Origin of the sequence: Microcoleus sp. bin38.metabat.b11b12b14.051, from assembly GCF_013299165.1 — a bacterium.
GTDB lineage: Bacteria > Cyanobacteriota > Cyanobacteriia > Cyanobacteriales > Microcoleaceae > Microcoleus.
The window spans coordinates 131,981-152,260 of the sequence record NZ_JAAFKD010000012.1 but is presented as its reverse complement, the minus strand read 5'-3'; the positions used below and the strand labels follow the sequence as shown (position 1 = coordinate 152,260).

Below are 20,280 nucleotides of genomic sequence, written 5' to 3'. Positions count from 1 at the left end.
ATTAGTAAATATTAAAATCTGCGCTCTATTCTAGAGACGATCGAATCACAGCAAATTTGGTTAATTCTTCCTCATAAAAAGTGTTTTTAGTGATGACTTCGCTCCTCTGATTTGGATGCGGAATCGCATTCCGAGCGAGCGAAAAAATTTTATTTTGCTGGATCGAGGGGAGACCTCAAGCACTTTTTTGGTAAGCGCTGTAGGTGTCCACCGCCTAGTTATTGCAGGCAATAGAGATTACTATGAGTGCAGGGATGGGATTTGATCTTACTGACACTACTACAAGGATGAATTTAAATTACTATAGCCTATTTCTGGGGAGAGTACGTGAAGCGAAGCTATCCCTGTTCAGGAATCGCGCTACCCTCCGCCTCCGCCACCCGAAACACGTGCATTTACCTGCGATTCAACTCCACCCTTTCGCCGTAACGCAACAGCATATCCAAGCTTTCCAAACGATTTTGCCAAGTTTGAACCTGGTAGCTATTGTCAGCAGAATGCAAGCGCATGGAAGATTGAAATTGAGATTGAAAGCTCGCCAACAATCTTTTAGCTGTTGTTAAACTTTCACGATTCGGATTCGCGGCTAATCTGCTCAAAGCAAGGCCCAATTCGTCCGATCGACTTTGGAGAACTTTCAGTTCAGATTCCGACACCCGCAACTGGTTGTTAGCCAGCAAAAAACTCCACTCCTGCTTGAGAGCAGTATACCGCGAAGCAGCGGCCGCAAACGGCTGCCGGTAGGGAATTGGTTCCGCAGCAGTCGTGGAACGCACTCCTCGCCCTTGAGTGCGGTTAAAAAAGCCCTGCATTCCGCTGCTGATACTTTCCACCGCAAAAATAGCATAGCCTCCTGTCGGCAAATCGCGCAAAGCTTGAATTTGGTCGATCGCCACCACCTCAGGAAGACTCAACAACTTAACCGACGGAGAAATCAAAGCCGAACCGAGCATTTCCTCCTTTACCAGCGGTTCGGTGATGCGTTCGAGCCGGTTAGTATCCAAAGCATAAGTCATCGGTACAATCAAATCAACAATCCCCTGACGCGCCCAGACTTCCCAATTTTGTTGAATTTTGTAAATCCGCTGGCTGGGAGGGTGGGGAAATACTGCCACAGACAGAATAGTGCGCGGATGATTCTGCCGCAAAAGCTGAGAAACTTCAGCTACAAAACTATTAATTTGATTAGTTTTAAATTCAACCCACTGCCGCCACAAACTGCCGTCACTCGGCGAAATATTCACCGGATCTGCACCAGTCAACTGCTTGAATTGCTGCCGCGCCGCAGCACCGTAGCCGTAGGTAAAACCTGCATTGTCATCTTGAAAAGGATAGCGGATGTAGTCTAATTGCACGCCATCTACTTGATAGCGGGTGGTAATTTCGTTGATAATTTGCAGTAAATAACTGCGCGCTTCTGGGTTAGCAGGATCGAGATAAAATTTACCATCGTTAGGATTTTGTATGCGTCCTTTATTGTCAATATTAGCCCAAGTGGGATGAGCCGAAAGCACCGGGCCTGGATCGGAATTAGGCTTGCCGATCAAGGCATTGTGGCGCTTGTTTCCGGTGGCAAAAGTCCACACCCAAGCGTGCAGTTCCATGCCTCGCTCGCGGGCTAATTTAACCCCAGATTCCAGCGGGTCCCAGCCAACTGTGAGGGGGTTTTGTTGGGGTGCAACTTGACTGGGATAAATCGGATATCCGGCATTTAAAGTTTCAAAGAAAACGGTATTGATACCGGCGGCGGCGAGCCGATCGAACACGGCGGCCAAACCCTGTGGAGATCGAGCCGCGACGATCGTACCGCGATCGAGCCAAACCGCGCGAATTTCCGCTCCCACGCGCTGCCCTTCCTGGGGGTAATTTTGCCAGAGAAGCTGCCGTGCTTGCACCCACTGCTGTCTCGCCTGGGCGTATTTTTGCTCTTGCAGGAGTTGGTCGAAAGTTTGCAAAACCTGCCGTGCGCTGGCGATCGCCCGCAGCGGAGGCCCTTGCGAAACAGACGGGCGGCTCGCACTCGGGCCGCCGGCACTGTTGCTTCCCGCTACCAGTTGAGCGGGGTTAGGAGCAGTGAGATTGACGGCGGTATTGGCGGAATTAGCTGCTGTCAGGGCGCTTTCAAACCTGCCGAGGAGGTTGGCGAGTTCTTGACGCATCAGGTAGGCTTCAATGCTGACGATCGGCTTATTGGAATTTACCTGCACGTCCAAACCCGCCGGCGCCGACTGATCCGAAGGATCGGTGAAATTTGGAGGTACAGGATCGCCCAGGGAACCCGAAGGAGAAAGTCGGCTCAGCGGGTTAGTGCGCGGTGAAATAGGGGTGTTTCTAGTAACTCTTGAGGGGGGGGTAGCGAGTGGGGGTGCAGTCGCTGTTGGTGGTGCTGTAGGGCGCTGAGCGATTGTGCCTCCCCAGCGGGCGATCGAGGCTTGGAGCCAAGCTTTATCTATAGCTGCGGCACCGTCGCTACCCCAGCGCCAGCCGAGATAGGTAGCGCGATCGGTGGCGATGGCTGCGGAGGAACCAGAACTATCTTTCCAAGTAGCGACTGTTTGACTGTTTGCGTCGGCGGGAATCAAGACACCGCCTTGAACAGAGGCATTTTTTTGTTCGGGTGGCACCCAATTGCTAGAAGCGGTGCAGGCGAGATCCCGGCATCGGGTGCGGGGTTGCGGCGCTACCCGCTGAGTTAATGGAAAAGCCCAATAGGCGCCGAGGAGCGATCGCAAAGATTGGCGCACCAAAGCCGGGGAACTGCGGCCCACCGGCCCTGAAGCAATCAAGCGCCCGCCCTGAGATACCCAAGTTTCTAGAACTCTAATTTGTGCTGGCGTCCAAGTTTCAATATTGGGCAAAAACAGCACATTAACGCCTGCTAAATCCGCCGGACTTTTAATTTGTTCGAGATTGATCGGTTTGTAAGCAATGCCGCTTTCCCAGAGGCGGGTGGTAATCTTCACCCAATCGGGAGAATTCTCGGAACTGCGAACCACACCCAGAACTACTTCCGCAAAACTCGGAGAGGGAAATAGAATGGAGAGATTGAGTAATGTACTCGCTAAAGTTCCAACTAAGATTCTTTGCCAGAAAGTGAAAAATCTAGTTTTTTGAACCCCAGAGGAGGCTTCAGGAATTCGATCGGGCTTTTTGGTTTGTTGCATTGACACGAGAATTACCCACCACACCAATTAATAAAATTTCTATAACAATTTCGAGCGATCGATCTTTGCCTGCAACCTGAATCAGAAAAATGCACTACGACGCTTGCCATGGGAGCGAATTCGATCGCTAATCTTCTCCCAAAGTCATATAATGTGCGATCGAACAACCAGAATTAAAACAGGTTTGTAGTGAGGACTTCAGTCCGCATTTAAGAAGGACTAAAGTCCTCACTACAAACTTTACTGAGTTGCAGCTTCGTTTACCAGGTTTGTAGTGAGGACTTCAGTCCGCATTTAAGAAGGACTAAAGTCCTCACTACAAACTTTACTGAGTTGCAGCTTCGTTTTCCAGGTTTGTAGTGAGGACTTCAGTCCGCATTTAAGAAGGACTAAAGTCCTCACTACAAACTTTACTGAGTTGCAGCTTCGTTTACCAGGTTTGTAGTGAGGACTTCAGTCCGCATTTAAGAAGGACTAAAGTCCTCACTACAAACTTTACTGAGTTGCAGCTTCGTTTACCAGGTTTGTAGTGAGGACTTCAATCCGCATTTAAGAAGGACTAAAGTCCTCACTACAAACTTTACTGAGTTGCAGCTTCGTTTACCAGGTTTGTAGTGAGGACTTCAATCCGCATTTAAGAAGGACTAAAGTCCTCACTACAAACTTTACTGAGTTGCAGCTTCGTTTACCAGGTTTGTAGTGAGGACTTCAGTCCGCATTTAAGAAGGACTAAAGTCCTCACTACAAACTTTACTGAGTTGCAGCTTCGTTTACCAGGTTTGTAGTGAGGACTTCAGTCCGCATTTAAGAAGGACTAAAGTCCTCACTACAAACCTTACTGAGTTGCGGCTTCGTTTACCGGGAATCGATCGATCAACTGCATCGCCCGACAAGCATTTCGGCGCAAAGAATCCGCCACGTGAGGAACATGAGGAATCTGAGACAAGAAATCCAAAGTCCGGCGCAAAATCCGCACCACATCGCCTTCATCCAGACTGGTATGGCTAATGAGTTCCAACCATTCCACGCCCAGAGCCCACTGTTCCACCAAAGTTACCAAATCGCGTTCCAGCCAAATCGGGATGGCAGCTTCGTGGCGGTACTGCACTTGAAACAAGCGGCGGCGGAGGCCTTTTTGCAGATTGTCCAAAGGTGCCAAAACTTCCGGCGACAGCGAGTAGTGAGTCCAACTATCAGGGCGGGAAACTTCTGTCACCAAGGCCGCGCAAGCAGCAGCTAGGTGGTGGGGGTCGAGTTCGTCAAATTCCGCAGACATTAGGGACAAACCCAGCCACAGTTCGTTATCGCCGCGAATGGCGGCGCAAGCTTGGCCCAAGATTGTGGGTACCAACCTGTCGGAGGATTCATCTCGGTTCACATCTGGAGAAACTACTCTTTCCAAGCAACCGAAATTGAGCAAGATGTCAATTAAATTGAGAAATTGCTCCCAGTAGCGAGCTCGCTGCTTTTCTAAGTCTTGTTCGGCTTTGCGGATTTCTTTTTTCAATTCTTCGCCGCGGCGCTGGCGCTTGAGCAAAGTACCGGGATTGCCCCATTCTAGAACAGGGTGAATTTCTAGTTTAGCTTCTAGGGCCTCGATTTTTTGCAGTTGCTCGATCGCCTCCGGGCTCGGTTCCGGCGCGGGCAATTCTGGAATCGATTGAGCAACTGCGATAGTTTCTTCACTTCCCAAGCGGCACTGGCCGAGTCTCAGGGTCATTTCCGGCGGCGGGTTCAGGGTATCTGCGACGCTCAAGCGGGGCATTTGGGCGTGCAGGCTGGCGACATCGCTAATGGCGACGACATACCAGCGGTTATCTTTGCCCAAGCACACCAAATTTGGTGCTTGGCCCGAACCAGGGATTTTGGCAACCAGTACGGCGGGAACGGGGGTTGTGTGCGATCGTTTGGCTGTCGGGACGTGTTTACCCTTCAGACTCAGAACCGTACCGAGGACTGCAAAAGCCACAGCCACGGACATCTCTTTAATTCGGGCTTCTTCTGCTTGCTGCAATAAAGTTTTCAGCAAACGTTTGTCTTCTTTGAGCCTTCCCTGCAATTTTTCGTAATGGGCGAGTTCTTTTTCCAGGGTAGAGACATTACCTCCGGCTGCGAGCGACTCTTCGAGCACTGCCAATTCTGCTTGCAACTTGTCTAATTCTGCTTGCTGCGGCTGCAAGTACAAAGTTGATAGATATTGACCAAAACTGCGCTCTACCAACTCTTGAGCTTCTTCTAGAGTGTGAGTTTGCAGTAAATTCAGCACCATGCCGTAGCTGGGGGTAAACTGACTGGCGAGGGGGTCAGCCTTGGCTGTTGCCAAATAAGAGGCTTCTTTTGCGCCTTCAAAGCGGGTCTGAACTGCGACCACGTGCCCCAGCTCGTCCATACCCCGGCGACCTGCCCGACCGGCCATTTGCAGGAATTCTGAAGCGTTTAGCAGTCGGTGTCCCTTGTCGGTGCGCTTGGACAGGGTGGAAATGACTGTGGTGCGGGCGGGCATATTAATCCCGGCTGCGAGGGTTTCGGTGGCAAATACGACTTTAATCAAACCTCTACCGAAGAGTTCTTCTACTAAGCCTTTCCAAGCGGGTAAAATGCCTGCGTGGTGGGCGGCGATGCCTTTTAAGAGTGCTTCTTTTTGACCGAAGCGTTCTGCTTCTGGGTTGCGCTGTAAAAAATCGTCAATGATGCGTTTGAGTTCGGCTGCTTCGGCTTCGTTAACGAGGGAGAAATTGCTGACTTCTGCAACTGCTTGGTCACATCCGCGACGGCTGAAGATGAAGTAAATTGCTGGGAGCATATCTCGATCGTCCAACCGAGACAAAACATCGGCCAAACTGGGAGTAGGGATGCTACCTCTTTCTGCTTTTTGCTGCTTCTTTTTGGGGACTAACCGGATATTAGCTCTTTTGCCGGTTTCGTCTAGCAGGGGGAATACGCCTTTTTGATTGGCGAAGTGAAATTGTAGCGGGACTGGGCGAAAGTCTGAGTAGACGAGCTGCGTGGGCCCGTGGACTTTGTTAATCCAGTCTGTGAGTTGGGCGCTGTTAGCGACGGTTGCTGAGAGAGCGAGCAGTTGAATTTCGCTGGAACAGTAGATGATCGATTCTTCCCAAACTGTACCGCGCTGGCGATCGTTCATGTAGTGACACTCGTCGAGCACCACGGTTTCGACTCCGGTGAGGGAAGCACCGACAGCGCCAATGGGCGTTCCGTAGAGCATATTCCGAAATATTTCGGTAGTCATCACCAAAATCGGCGCATCTCGATTGAAGGAGATGTCGCCGGTGAGCAAACCTACCATCTCGTCTCCAAATTGACTGCGGAAGTCGCGCAGCTTTTGGTTGGAGAGAGCTTTGAGGGGAGTAGTGTAGAAGACACGCCTTCCCCGGGAGAGTGCTTGATGGATGGCGTATTCGCCGATTAATGTTTTCCCTGAGCCCGTCGGAGCGCACACGACAACGGATTTGCCTGCATCGAGGGCGGCGATCGCCTCTCTCTGAAAGTTATCTAGCTCGAATGGAAATATGGTCTTCAGATCCAGCGCTGGGCGGTTCTGGGAAGTTTCTGACACAAGGATTATTATGAGGTTTCAGGGTAGGTATGCTTCTATCTTGCCCAAAGCAAGGCAGCAGAGGACTGTATTGATTTTAGACCAACGCCCGCAAATCGGCACTCGAACAAAGAGAGAGAGCGGGAGATGGGGAGATGGGGAGAGGGGGAGAGAGGGAGAATTTTACTTTGGGCTTCTACTTGCGGATGATTATTCCCATTACCAATGCCCTGTTTGCCCTGTTTGCCCTGTTTGCCCTGTTTGCCCTGTTTGCCCTGTTTGCCCCATGCCCCATGCCCCATGCCCCATGCCCCATTCCCCATTCCCCAGTCTATGATTCCTGTTATTTCGACTATTCCTGTGGTGCAGCTTGCTTCGGGCGATCGGCTTTCGCTACAAATTTATCAGTTTCAAGGTGCCGTTCCCGGCAAAAAGGCTTACATACAGTCTAACCTCCACGGCGCCGAAATTAGCGGCAATGCTGTGATTCATCAATTAATTGAGTTTTTGATGTCCCAAGACAGCAATCTGTTAATTGGGGAAATTTTGCTGGTACCGGTTTGCAATCCTGTCGGTGTCAGCCAGCGATCGCACCATTTCTCGCCTGGCCGCTACAATCATTATGACGGAGCAGACTGGAACCGGATTTTTTGGGATTTTGAAAAAGAGGGCGAAGATATTGAGGGTTTTGCGAAATCTCATATCAATCTTGATGCTGATACGATCAAATTTAACTACAGAAAACAGATTGCTTTGAGTTTTGCGAAACAGTTGGCAAAAATTAATGCTCCCAGTTGCCGGCCTTACAGCGAAATTTATCGGTACAAGCTACAATCTTTGTGTCTCGATGCCGATTACGTGTTGGATTTGCACAGTTCCACGAATCAAGCTGTCGATTACGTTTACTGTTTTAGTTCTCGCGAGGAAAGCGCCAAGGCTTTTTTGCTCGATCGCGGAATCTTGATGGACGAGTACGACGGCGATGCTTTTGACGAGGCGTTTCTCAAGCCTTGGCTGGCGCTGGAAAAGAGTTTAACTCAGTTGGGAAGTGCGATCGGTGTTTTTGATGTAGAAGCTTGGACTTTAGAATTAGGTTCGGGAATGCAGATGAATCCCGAGTCGGTAGCCAAAGGTTTGCGAGGAATCAAAAATTACCTAGCCAGTAAAGGGATGTTGAAAATCCCAGGATTTCCGCTCCCTGAAACAGCGGCGCATGAAATAAATCTGACTCCCAAAAAGTCAGTGAAAAAATATTATGCTCCGGCGGGCGGCATGATTCAAAATCGAGTGCAATTGGGGAGTATTGTCAAAAAGGGCCATGGGCTTTATCAAATCCTCAGTTTTCACAAGAATTGGGAACTTCCGAGTGTAGTTGAAGTTGCGGCTGAGTCGGATGTTTTCGTTTTTGATGTCTCCACCAATCAGTCGGTAAATCAAGGAGAGTATGTATTATCTGTGATGGCAGATTGATATCGTCCGGGTTCGTAGTGAGGACTTTAGTCCTTTCTTTGATGCGGACTAAAGTCCTCACTACGAACCTTTTTTGGGATTGATTTATGGTTGGATGAAAATGCCGATCGCATTATGGACTCTCGCAGCAGTAGACGGCGGGCGATCGAGCAAACTGCCTCCCAAATACAAACTTGTCGAACTTCCCCCATCCAAGTTTAAAGCCTCCAAAGCCCCCATTTGCTGCAATATCTGCGCCAGTTCTGCGAAATTTGGGCCGGCCCCGCCCGCGCGGTTGTGGACGGCTACGATTAGCAAATTACCCGCAGCAGTTCGTGCGATCGCACTCCGAATCGCTGTCTGTCGAACATAGGCATCGCTAAACCCTTCCGCCTTCGCATCCACAGCCACTCGACTGTTTTGTACCAACACCGGCCCGCCACCGAGAATGTACGGAAAACGGTTGAAATCCGCCGGAATTGTGTTAGTTTCCAAACGCAGTAGAGTGCCAGCAGCTAATTGAGATGCCGGGGACAAATCGGAACGCAAAGCTAAAATATAACCGTTCCCTGGAATTGGAAAATTGGTTTTTCCCAGCGCACCTCCGGGGGATTGGCTGACAACACGCTCGCCCGCAACGGTTACAACTATTTCATCGTCGGAAAACGGAGTATAAGTCGCTCCCCAATCGGAATTGTAGCGACCGATTCCAGATTCGACGTAGGCACTATTTAACTGGGAAACAGATAAGCGTTGGTTCGCAGAAGTTATCAAGGTTTCTTGCAAAGTCAAACGGTTAATGACAAATTCTCCTCGGTCGTTCCAGGCGATCGCCCCGCGATTCAAAATCGGGCCGGAAAGCCATTTAGTATCCCGCCGAATCGCTCCTAAAGCTAGTCGATTGATGCGATTGAAAAATCCGGCGTTAATTGCAGCAGCCGTTCCCGAAACTTCGGCTGTTTGCAATAAAGGTGCCGTGCCTTTTTCGGTCGGCGGATTGCTCAACAGCGGTCTAATTTTTATACCGGATTGACGCGGATTTACTTCTAAGGAATATACGGGAAAACGAGCTGTCCCTAAATTTTGATACTGCTGTCTCCATCGAACTCCCGCCGCCCAAGCAATGTCTTTTTCTACTAATGAGTCGGGCCGAATGTCGATTACTAATCGATTGGGATTTCCCAGGCTGAAAACTTGCGGCCGCCAACCTAAAGGAATTTGTACTTTGATTCTGGTTTGATTCCCCGCAGGTTCGATTTTGAACGATCGCAATTGTTGACTGATCGCAAAAGCGCGATCGACAAAAGTGCGATCGACTTTGGCATCGATCGCGATCGACCATTCTTGACTGGCGATCGTCTGTACGGGTGCTAGCGGCTGCGAGAGAGCGGGTTTGGTCGGGTCGTCTGGTGTTTCGAGGTTTGGCGCTGGGGAACCCATTTGCAGCGGGATAGCGGGTTTTGTGGGGTCGTCGGGTGTGTCTCGCGGTGCGGGTGTTGGCGATGGAGTTGGTGTATCGACGATGTTGACTTGCCACGGGGCGGCGCGATCGAGATCGAGAACAATGCGATCGCCGGTTTCTCTGGCTGCTTGCCGAATTCCGGTGACATTTGCAGCTTGGGAGGTGATTTTGAGAATATTGTTGTCGATCGATATTTGCCAGCCGGCAAGTTTAGCAAAGTCGGTAATATCTAAGTAACGATACGAGCCTGTGGTTCGGGTTGTCAAACTTTGAGCATTAGTTAAAGATACGGAAAACCACTGTACCGGTTGTTTGGTGCGATCGGCTGTATTGAGCAAATCGACTCCGGCAGATTGCATTAAGCCAACATCGGCAATCCAAGTTCGGAAATTGGCAGATGTGTTATTTGTGGGCTGCTGAGTCCAAGCTAGCGGCAGAATTCGGCCGTTGAGAGAAACTTGGCGGCCTTGTCTAATTCTGGCCACTGGCGGTATAGATTGAGTCATTAGTTTTAACTCAGACTTGGCCACAGGCAAGATGCCTGTGCCACTATCGATCGAGCTTTTCTTTGTGGGGTGGGCTTCTAGCCCGCCCTTGTGGGCCACAGGCAAGATGCCTGTGCCACTATCGATCGAGCTTTTCTTTGTGGGGTGGGCTTCTAGCCCGCCCTTGTGGGCCACAGGCAAGATGCCTGTGCCACCATCAATTAACTGCTGTGTGGGGTGGGCATCTTGCCCGCCCCCAAATGCCAAAGGCAAGATTCCCCCAAATGCCACAGGCAAGATGTCTGTGCTACTCTTACTCTGCTGTGCTCTTCCCGGCTGATTCCACACTGAGCACAGGACGATCATCGCCAGTATGGGCGAAATCGAGACTGACAACATCCAGGGCAAAACACTCGATCGCCTTCTGTTAGCTGGTACTAACCGTTTTTGTCTACCGTGCATTTTTTTTAATTCTGGAAACTTAAAACCATTAACCGTCAAAAACGCCTGCAATACAGCACAACCGTAAAAAAATATAATTTTATTGGATAAACTTAATTTCTTTGGCTGTGTAGTTAGCTGTAATTCAATTGCATAATATAAGGCAGGGTTTTATTGTTTGTGAGCTGCACTGCGACAATGTTGCACCTACCGACCGATTTGATAGGTGGCTTTTGTGTTTGCTGGCGCTGCCTCGAAGCAACTCAACAGCACAGCGAGCAAAATAAAGTTAGAGTTACTATCTACCAATGTTCGCAGCAAGGCGATCGAGCCGACTCAGGAAAAAAACAAAAAAACTTGTCAAGCGCAGCTATCCCCTAGGAAATAGCTGCAATGTAATCTAGTTGCACTTCGGAGACGTGTCACAGTATCGCTGCTTTCTCAGAGTGGCTTATTTATACAAGACTTTCCCGAAGTGATGCGATCAAGATAAATTAGAATCTCCAAACAGGGTTTCCACGTTACGTAAAGGTAGCATCTACGTAAATTTTGACCGAATCAGCTTGCTATGTGCTGTTTTAAGATTTACTAGACTTCCACCACTCGGCAGCATTCTCTCTCCGAGCTATAAAAACAAATCAACCACACAATCACAGAAATAACATTCAATCAACATGGGTAACACGATCGATTCAAACACAAATGTGCATCAACCTGGGCGAGGAACTCCCTATGCCGGTCAAAACTGGCTTGTGGAAGAAAGAGATGCCTGCGGTGTGGGGTTTATTGCCAACCAAAGTGGCGAAGCTACTCACTCACTGATTCAAAAAGCCCTCCCAGCCTTAACTTGTCTGGAACATCGGGGCGGTTGTAGCGCTGACTCCGATTCCGGGGACGGTGCAGGTTTGATGACAGCGATTCCTTGGGAATTGTTGCATACTTGGTTTGCCGAACAGGGCATTGTGCCTCCTCCACAGGAAAACTGCGGCGTGGGAATGCTGTTTTTGTCTCAAGACGAAAGTCAAGCGAAGATAGCGCGGCAGGTGGTAGAGGAAGTTATGCAAGCACGCGGTTTCACCGTTGTGGGATGGCGGAAAGTTCCGGTTGTACCGTCGGTTTTGGGCCCGCAAGCCCGAGAAAATCAACCTCAAATCGAACAAGTCATCGTAAGTTCACCGAACTTAGCCGGAGATGATCTCGACAGACAGCTATTTCTCGCCCGTCGTACCATCGGGCACTCGCTATCGGATCGCCCCGGCTTCACTCGTCAAGAATTTTATAGTTGCTCTTTCTCCTGCCGCACGATCGTCTATAAAGGTATGGTGCGATCGGCTGTACTCGGAGAATTTTACCTCGATCTGAAAAATCCCGCTTACAAAAGCGCCTTTGCTGTCTATCACCGCCGCTTCAGTACCAACACGATGCCTCGCTGGCACCTCGCCCAGCCCATGCGCTTGTTGGGACACAACGGCGAAATTAACACGCTGTTGGGCAATATTACCTGGATGACGGCGCGACAAGCCAATTTATCTCACCCGAATTGGACTCAAGCCGATATCGACACGTTCAACCCCATTGTCAATCCCGACAGCAGCGATTCGGCAAACTTGGACAACGTGATGGAAATGTTGGTGCATTCCGGGCGCAGTCCCCTGGAATCCCTGACAATTTTGGTGCCAGAAGCCTACAAAAATCAGCCGGATTTGGCAACCTATCCCGAAATTGTCGATTTTTATGAATATTACAGCGGTATTCAAGAACCTTGGGATGGCCCGGCGCTGCTGGTATTCAGCGATGGGAAGCAAGTAGGTGCTACGCTCGATCGCAACGGTTTACGTCCAGCCCGCTACTGCATTACTAAAGACGGTTTGGTAATTGTCGCCTCCGAAGCCGGAGTTGTCGATATTCCTGAATCAGATATTGTCGAAAAAGGCCGCTTGGGGCCTGGACAAATGATTGCAGTTGACTTGCAAACCAAGGAAATTCTCAAAAATTGGCAGCTAAAACAGCGGATTGCGAAGCGCCACCCCTACGGCGAATGGCTGAAACAAAACCGCGAAACCTTGCAACCGCAACCTTTTGCTGAAACCGCAACTCTCGACTCGCAAACGCTGTTAGCAACCCAAACTGCTTTTGGCTACACAGCCGAAGATTTGGATATGGTAATTGTCGAGATGGCAAGTTCTGGAAAAGAACCGACTTTCTGCATGGGCGATGATATTCCCTTAGCTGTGTTGTCGGAAAAGCCTCAGTTGCTGTACAACTATTTCAAACAACGGTTTGCTCAAGTGACTAATCCGCCGATCGACCCTTTGCGCGAGGGAATGGTGATGTCGCTGACAATGAATATGGGTTTGCGAGGCAATTTACTGCAAGCAACACCGGAAAATGCCAAGCTGCTAAAAATTGATTCCCCGGTACTCAACGACGGTGAACTATCTTTCTTAAAAGAGCAAAAGTCTTTCCCCGCAAAGGAATTGTCAACGCTGTACAAAATTGCGGCCGGGCCCGGAGGTTTGCAAAGCGCAGTTGAGCAACTTTGTCAAGATGCTGCTAATGCAGTGCGCGACGGTGCGAGAATTCTGATTTTGAGCGATCGAGATCAGAAGGAAGAAGGAAGAAGGAAGAAGGAAGAAGGAAGAGGGGAGAAGGAAGAGGGAGATTTATCTGCTGTTGGTTTGAGTGCTGAATGTAGTTATATTCCGCCTTTGTTGGCAGTTGGTGCAGTTCACCACCATTTAATTAGCGTCGGAATGCGGATGCAAACTTCCCTCGTTGTGGATACCGCCCAATGTTGGAGCACTCACCACTTTGCGTGTTTGATCGGTTACGGCGCGATCGCAGTTTGCCCTTACCTAGCCTTGGAAAGCGTGCGCGGCTGGTGGGCTGACAGCAAAACTCAAAACTTGATGCAGCACGGCAAGGTGCCCAAAATTACCGTGACTGAAGCTCAAGCTAAATACCGCACAGCGGTAGAAAACGGCTTGCTGAAAATCATGTCGAAAATGGGAATCTCGCTGCTGGCTAGCTATCAAGGAGCACAAATCTTTGAGGCGATCGGCATTGGCGGCGATTTGCTAAACTTGGGTTTCAAAGGCACTGTTTCCCGCATCGGTGGTTTAAGTATCGCGGAACTTGCTAACGAAGTAATGTCTTTCCACTCTCAGGCTTTCCCCGAATTACTCCAGAAAAAGCTGGAAAACTTCGGTTTCGTGCAGTACCGCCGCGGTGGCGAATATCACATGAACAGCCCGGAAATGGCCAAGGCTTTGCACAAAGCTGTCGCTACTTTTGACGAAGGAAGAAGGAAGAAGGAAGAAGGAAGAAGGGAAGAGGAAGAAGGAAGAAAGGGTAACGGTAACGGTAACGGTAACGGTAACGCGGCCGAAGCAAAAACGGCTTACGACCATTACGAAGTTTACAAGCAACAGCTCGAAAACCGTCCTGTCACAGCTTTGCGGGATTTGTTGGGCTTTGCGAGCGATCGCCCTTCCATCCCCATCGAAGAAGTCGAATCTGTAGCAGATGTTGTCAAACGTTTCGCCACCGGTGGAATGTCTCTCGGCGCTTTATCCCCGGAAGCCCACGAAACTTTGGCGATCGCGATGAACCGCATCGGCGGCAAATCCAACTCCGGCGAAGGCGGCGAAGACCCGATCCGATACAATGCGATCAACGATGTGAGCGCGGCTGGTTTCTCACAAACCCTACCTCACTTAAAAGGTTTGCAGAACGGCGACACAGCCTGTTCCTCAATCAAACAGGTAGCTTCCGGGCGTTTCGGCGTAACTCCCGAGTACCTGATGAGCGCCAAACAAATCGAAATTAAAGTCGCACAAGGTGCGAAACCGGGTGAAGGCGGCCAATTACCAGGGCCGAAAGTCAGCGAGTACATTGCCTATTTGCGCCGATCGAAACCGGGCGTAACTTTGATTTCCCCACCGCCTCACCACGACATTTATTCGATCGAGGATTTGGCGCAGTTGATTTTTGACTTGCATCAAATCAATCCGAAAGCGGGTGTTTCGGTGAAGTTGGTATCGGAAGTCGGCATCGGAACAGTCGCAGCGGGTGTTGCAAAGGCAAATGCCGATGTGATTCAAATTTCCGGTCACGACGGCGGCACGGGTGCGTCTCCACTGAGTTCGATTAAGCACGCAGGTTCTCCGTGGGAACTCGGATTAACCGAAGTTCACCGAGTGCTGATTGAGAATAAGTTGCGCGATCGAGTTTTACTGCGCGTTGACGGCGGCTTCAAAACCGGCTGGGACGTAGTTGTCGGCGCTTTGATGGGCGGCGAAGAGTACGGTTTCGGCACAGTCGCAATGATTGCCGAAGGCTGCATCATGGCTCGGGTTTGCCACATGAATAGTTGTCCTGTAGGCGTCACAACTCAACAAGAACACTTGCGGAAACGGTTCCCCGGAACACCGGAACACGTGGTGAATTTCTTCTATTTCGTAGCAGAAGAAGTGCGGAGTTTGTTGGCAAAATTGGGTTATAAGTCGATCGCAGATATCATCGGCCGCGGGGATTTGCTGAAAATGCGCGAAGGGGTGAAACTAACTAAAACCCAAGCGATTAATTTGGATTGTTTAACCAAGTTACCGGATACTAAGGGCGATCGATCTTTCTTAGTCCACGGCGATATTCACAGCAACGGCCCAGTCTTAGACGACGACTTGCTAGCGGATGTTGAGATTCAAAGTGCGATCGCCAATCACGGCACTGTCAGCAAGAGTGTAAAATTGGTAAATACCGATCGCACTGTAGGAGCACGTTTATCAGGTGCGATCGCCCTGCAACACGGCAACACAGGCTTTACTGGTGAAATCACCCTCAACTGCACAGGTAGCGCAGGCCAAAGCTTCGGCGCGTTCAACTTACCAGGAATGACACTGCGACTGTCAGGCCAAGCTAACGACTACGTTGGTAAAGGGATGCACGGTGGCGAAATCGCGATCGAACCCCCGACTGGTGCAACCTATGATGCTGCCGAAAATGCGATCGTTGGTAACACTTGCTTGTACGGCGCAACAGGCGGAATCCTGCTAGCAGCCGGTAAAGCGGGCGAACGATTTGCAGTGCGTAACTCAATGGCGAAAGCAGTCATTGAAGGTGCCGGCGATCACTGTTGCGAGTACATGACAGGTGGCGTCATAGTCGTCTTAGGAAAAGTCGGCCGGAACGTCGGCGCTGGAATGACTGGCGGCTTGGGTTATTTCCTCGATGAAGATGGCAATTTCCCAGCGCACGTCAACGGAGAGATTGTGAAGATGCAGCGGGTTTCTACGACCGCTGGAGAGGCGCAATTGAAAGAGTTAGTTGAGATGCAGCGCGATCGAACTAACAGCAAAAAAGCCGCGAAAATTCTCGCCAATTGGTCGGAATACTTGCCGAAGTTCTGGCAAGTTGTGCCGCCAAGCGAAGCGAATTCGCCCGAGGCTTCGGAACAAAAGATTGCTGTGAAAGCATAATTTTGCAGCAAGTTAATTAGAAAAGGGGCGATGCAAGTCGCCCTTTTTTTGAATCTACGGCACTTACGAATTGGTAGTCAAAAACCCGGTTTTTCACAACAACTCAAACAAAATTTCTTGCTCCCCCCCTTAGCAAGGGGGGGCTGGGGGGGGGTAAAAGCCAAACAACAACGAAAAAACCCTCTTCCTCTAGCTCCCCCCCTTAGCAAGGGGGGGCTGGGGGGGGGTAAGAAAGGCCAAAAACCAACGAAAAAACCCTCTTCCTCTAGCTCCCCCCCTTAGCAAGGGGGGGCTGGGGGGGGTAAAAGACCAAACAACAACGAAAAAACCCTCTTCCTCTAGCTCCCCCCCTTAGCAAGGGGGGGCTCGGGGGGGGTAAAAAGCCAAACAACAACGAAAAAACCCAAATAAAACAATGACAAAGCTCTACAACAAAACCTCAGAAAAACTCAAACGACAGCGACTTCGCAGAGAAATGACCAATGCCGAAAAACGTCTCTGGGAAAAAATCAAAAGCAGACAGCTTGAGAATTGTAAATTTCGCAGACAATACAGCGTAGCAGAATTTGTGATCGACTTCTACTCACCGGAAATCAAATTAGCACTAGAAGTTGACGGTGATAGTCATTTTGAAGAAGGTGCTGTAGAATATGACGCAGCAAGACAAGAATTTATTGAAGCAGCAAGAATTAATTTTTTAAGATTTACAAATGATGATGTTTATCATAATTTGGATGGGGTTCTAGAAGTGATTGTCGCTGCGATTAAATCGCTGAGAACCTTAGGCGTTTTACCCCCCCCAGCCCCCCCTTGCTAAGGGGGGGAGCAAGAGTAGATAAGATGGGATTAAATCGCTGAGAAGCTTAGGCGTTTACCCCCCCCCAGCCCCCCCTTGCTAAGGGGGGGAGCAAGAGTAGATAAGATGGGATTAAATCGCTGAGAAGCTTAGGCGTTTACCCCTCCTTGGTAAGGGGGGGAGCAAGAGTAGATAAGATGGGATTAAATCGCTGAGAACTTTAGGTGTTTTACCCCCCCCAGCCCCCCCTTGCTAAGGGGGGGAGCAAGAGTAGATAACAAAGAAACCGGGTTTCTGAGGTCAGCGCCTACACAAAAATTCCCCCACTTCAGCTATAATCAAAACCATCCTCTCCATCCTCACAAACCCGCCATGAAACGCTGGCCCGACGGACAACAACTAGACGACGGCAAATACATCATCGAAGAATACCTAGGTGGCGGCGGATTCGGTGAAACCTACCGCGCTCAAAATCGCCATGAAGGTAAGTCAGTTGCGATCAAAACTCTGAATCTTTACCAACAATTTCAGCCGGATTTTGCTAAAACACAAAATAAATTCCTCAAGGAAGCAATGTCTTTATCCAAGTGTCGTCATCCGCATATTGTCGAAGTTTATGATATATTTCGCGAGGGTGATTTCAATTGTATGGTAATGGAATTAATCGAGGGGATTGACTTAGCTGCCCATCTTAAAGAAAACGGCCGTTTGTCGGAACAAAAAGCTTTGTCAATGATTCAGCAATTAGGCGATGCACTGACTTGCGTCCACAAGCAAAACCTGACTCACCGCGATGTTAAACCCGAAAATATCATGCTCAGAAAGCGCGGTATGGAAGCTGTTTTGATTGATTTTGGTTTGGCGCGACAGGCGACGTTATCGGGAAAGTTAATGACTAATAGTAGCAGGGGAACTGAGCATTATGCACCCATTGAACTTGCGGAACAACGCCCTCAACTTGGCGCTTATACTGATGTTTATTCTTTGGCGGCGACGCTGTATAATATGCTCACAGATAACAAGCCGATTCCGTCGCCCGGTAGAAAGATTATTGATCCTTTTATTCAGCCAAAACAGTATGATAATAAAATTAGCGACAGGGTGAATGCCGCTATTATCAAAGGGATGGAGTTGGAACCGCAAAATCGCCCGCAGTCTGTGCAGGAATGGTTGGATTTGGTGATACCGAAACCAGTGGCTGCTGAGACTACGCGGGTGATTTCAGCCGTGGGGATGGATTATATAAACTTGCGGAATTTATTAGCAGCTAAAAAGTGGAAAGAGGCGGATGAGGAAACGGAGAGAGTGATGTTAAAGGTGGCGGGTAGGGAGAAAGAAGGATGGCTGGAGGAAAAACATATGGATAATTTTCCCTGCGAGGACTTGCGTACCATTGACCAGCTTTGGGTAAAATACAGCAATGGGCGCTTCGGCTTTAGCGTGCAGAAGCGCATCTATCAAAGTCTGGGGGGAACTAGGGAGTATAATACAGAAGTTTGGGAGAAGTATGGCGACAAGGTAGGGTGGAGAAAAAAGAACTCATGGCTGTACTACAACGACCTCACTTTTTCAGAGAAAGCACCAGAAGCTCACCTCCCGGCCCTTTGGGCCGGCCCTCGGTGTCTTTCGTGGCGTGGTGGGGTGTGGTGGTGTTTGTTGTGCTTTGCCTCTTCTCTCGCGTCGAGACTTGTAGACTGTAACATCTAAGCGTTACAGATTTTTATTAAGACTTGTGAACTAGACTTTTTGAACGAAGCCATGCCTGTTCTACGTTTCCGATACCTGGCACTCACTATCCACAGTTTCCAGCTCTTTTTCCGTATTTTTTTGTAGTATCTGCCCCGCTATTTGCGGGTTGTAACAATTAGCAAAAATGAACTTTTCAGCCACCTCGATAACTTCTCCTGATACCTCCCATTCCCCCCAAGGCAAACACAACTGTCCCCGCGCAGCCTGCTTTGGCTTCCCCTTCACCTTCAGCCCAGCCAATAGCCGATTTCCCCAATGGTTTTTTTTCTCAGATTTTGGTTTTGGGCGATACTGCTTGCAGAATTTGCGATAAGCCGCCGCACACTCATCCAAAGTCTTACCCAATGCCAAAAACGCCGGATGCCATTGAGTAATCCCATCATCAAGACTAACGCACTCGCACGGCTAGAAACCGGGTTTTTTAGCTAATCTACGCACTACAGCGAATAATTCGTAAAAAAACCCGGTTTCTGGATACCCATGCGTAAGTCCTAGTATACGTGCCTTAAGCAAGGAGACTTAGTAAATGGTATGTGATATTTGCGGAACAGAAGGTGTGCGAGTTCGCCGAATTCCCAGAACCTATGGTAAAGGCAAAGATTTGCTAGTTATAGAAAACATTCCGGTAATAAGCTGTCCTCATTGTGGCAGTAGTTATCTCACAGCCGAAACACTCCATGAAATCGACAGAATTAAACGCCAGCGTAAAAGTGTAGCGGTAGAACGTTCTGTAGAAGTAGCTAGTTTTGCTTAGTCAAGTATTACTTTCATCATCATACATTGTGAATTGTATGGGCGGGTTCACCCTAATTTATATCACTCAACGACAATCTAAATAAACCCGCCCTCCCCCACCCAAAATCTCGACAAAATTCAGAATTTATTGATCATCGCGTGGGGTGGCGGCGGGTTTATAAATATTTCGGTTTTTCAATCTAAATCTTGCTAAGCCTATTGCTTTGTGTTAAGATATATTGAAAAAGCGGATTTTTACTGAGAGGTGAATCGATGCCAATATTAACATTGACATTAACCGATGACCAAGTAATTGAATTAGCTGAGAAATTACCCGATCGCAAAAAACAGCAATTATTAAAACTCTTACTGATGCAGCCTTGGGAATCCTGGGCAAAATTAACCCATGATGGCCCAGAAAAAGCGCGACTACCAGCAAAAAAAACTGACACAAAAACTCTTAGTGCTCCCCTTTAAAAAGGGCTAACTCTTGCTCCCCCCCTTAGCAAGGGGGGGCTGGGGGGGGTTAAAATACCAGCATTAAAAAGGGCTAACTCTTGCTCCCCCCCTTAGCAAGGGGGGGCTGGGGGGGGGGTTAAAATACCAGCATTAAAAAGGGCTAACTCTTGCTCCCCCCCTTAGCAAGGGGGGCTGGGGGGGTTAAAATACCAGATTAAAAAACGGCTAACTCTTGCTCCCCCCCTTAGCAAGGGGGGGCTGGGGGGGGGTTAAAATACCAGATTAAAAAACGGCTAACTCTTGCTCCCCCCCTTAGCAAGGGGGGGCTGGGGGGGGTTAAAATACCAGATTTAAAAAGGGCTAACTCTTGCTCCCCCCCTTAGCAAGGGGGGGGCTGGGGGGGGTTAAAATACCAGATTTAAAAAGGGCTAACTCTTGCTCCCCCCCTTAGCAAGGGGGGGCTGGGGGGGGTTAAATACCAAGCAACCAACAATAAAATCCTATATA

General features: G+C 49.3%; 11 protein-coding genes. 6 read left to right on the top strand and 5 right to left on the bottom strand.

From position 1 onward, the window contains the following. Window positions 1-395: 395 nt before the first annotated feature. The 3 genes from QZW47_RS14925 to QZW47_RS14915 all read right to left on the bottom strand — a co-directional run bounded on the left by QZW47_RS14925 (window position 396) and on the right by QZW47_RS14915 (window position 7,043). On the bottom strand, window positions 396-3,164 hold the full coding sequence (locus tag QZW47_RS14925; protein WP_293128226.1) for a family 10 glycosylhydrolase: 2,769 nt from the start codon (window positions 3,162-3,164) through the stop codon (window positions 396-398). 835 nt (window positions 3,165-3,999) lie between these two features. Then, window positions 4,000-6,741, bottom strand: a complete 2,742-nt coding sequence (locus tag QZW47_RS14920) for a DEAD/DEAH box helicase (RefSeq protein WP_293128225.1) — start codon at window positions 6,739-6,741, stop codon at window positions 4,000-4,002. Between the two features lie 35 nt (window positions 6,742-6,776). Then, on the bottom strand, window positions 6,777-7,043 hold the full coding sequence (locus QZW47_RS14915; RefSeq protein ID WP_293128224.1) for a hypothetical protein: 267 nt from the start codon (window positions 7,041-7,043) through the stop codon (window positions 6,777-6,779). A gap of 10 nt (window positions 7,044-7,053) precedes the next feature. On the opposite strand from QZW47_RS14915, the gene QZW47_RS14910 reads away from it, so the two are divergent. Beyond that, on the top strand, window positions 7,054-8,190 hold the full coding sequence (locus tag QZW47_RS14910; protein ID WP_293128223.1) for a succinylglutamate desuccinylase/aspartoacylase family protein: 1,137 nt from the start codon (window positions 7,054-7,056) through the stop codon (window positions 8,188-8,190). An 84-nt stretch (window positions 8,191-8,274) separates the two neighbouring features. Here QZW47_RS14910 and QZW47_RS14905 read toward each other — a convergent pair whose 3' ends face one another. Then, window positions 8,275-10,578 (bottom strand): phosphodiester glycosidase family protein, encoded by a 2,304-nt coding sequence (locus QZW47_RS14905; protein ID WP_293128222.1) that lies wholly within the window; start codon window positions 10,576-10,578, stop codon window positions 8,275-8,277. Window positions 10,579-11,231: 653 nt separating this feature from the next. Between QZW47_RS14905 and QZW47_RS14900 the strand changes: the two genes are divergently transcribed. The 3 genes from QZW47_RS14900 (at window position 11,232) to QZW47_RS14890 (ending at window position 18,537) form a co-directional block, all read left to right on the top strand. Further along, window positions 11,232-16,034 carry a glutamate synthase-related protein gene (locus QZW47_RS14900; protein ID WP_293128221.1) on the top strand — a complete coding sequence of 1,601 codons (4,803 nt, stop codon included), beginning with the start codon at window positions 11,232-11,234 and terminating at the stop codon, window positions 16,032-16,034. A gap of 415 nt (window positions 16,035-16,449) precedes the next feature. Beyond that, on the top strand, window positions 16,450-16,851 hold the full coding sequence (locus QZW47_RS14895; RefSeq protein WP_293128220.1) for an endonuclease domain-containing protein: 402 nt from the start codon (window positions 16,450-16,452) through the stop codon (window positions 16,849-16,851). A gap of 351 nt (window positions 16,852-17,202) precedes the next feature. Continuing rightward, the gene (locus tag QZW47_RS14890) at window positions 17,203-18,537 is read left to right on the top strand and encodes a serine/threonine-protein kinase (RefSeq protein ID WP_293128219.1); all 1,335 of its coding nucleotides are present in this window, start codon (window positions 17,203-17,205) and stop codon (window positions 18,535-18,537) included. Between the two features lie 60 nt (window positions 18,538-18,597). Here QZW47_RS14890 and QZW47_RS14885 read toward each other — a convergent pair whose 3' ends face one another. Continuing rightward, a complete protein-coding gene (locus tag QZW47_RS14885) occupies window positions 18,598-18,924 on the bottom strand; it encodes a hypothetical protein (protein ID WP_293128218.1) in 327 nt (108 codons plus the stop codon). 181 nt (window positions 18,925-19,105) lie between these two features. Between QZW47_RS14885 and QZW47_RS14880 the strand changes: the two genes are divergently transcribed. Further along, window positions 19,106-19,333, top strand: coding sequence for a type II toxin-antitoxin system MqsA family antitoxin (locus QZW47_RS14880; RefSeq protein WP_293128217.1), 228 nt, complete (start codon window positions 19,106-19,108; stop codon window positions 19,331-19,333). 254 nt (window positions 19,334-19,587) lie between these two features. After that, window positions 19,588-19,791 (top strand): hypothetical protein, encoded by a 204-nt coding sequence (locus QZW47_RS14875; protein ID WP_293128216.1) that lies wholly within the window; start codon window positions 19,588-19,590, stop codon window positions 19,789-19,791. Window positions 19,792-20,280: the final 489 nt, after the last annotated feature.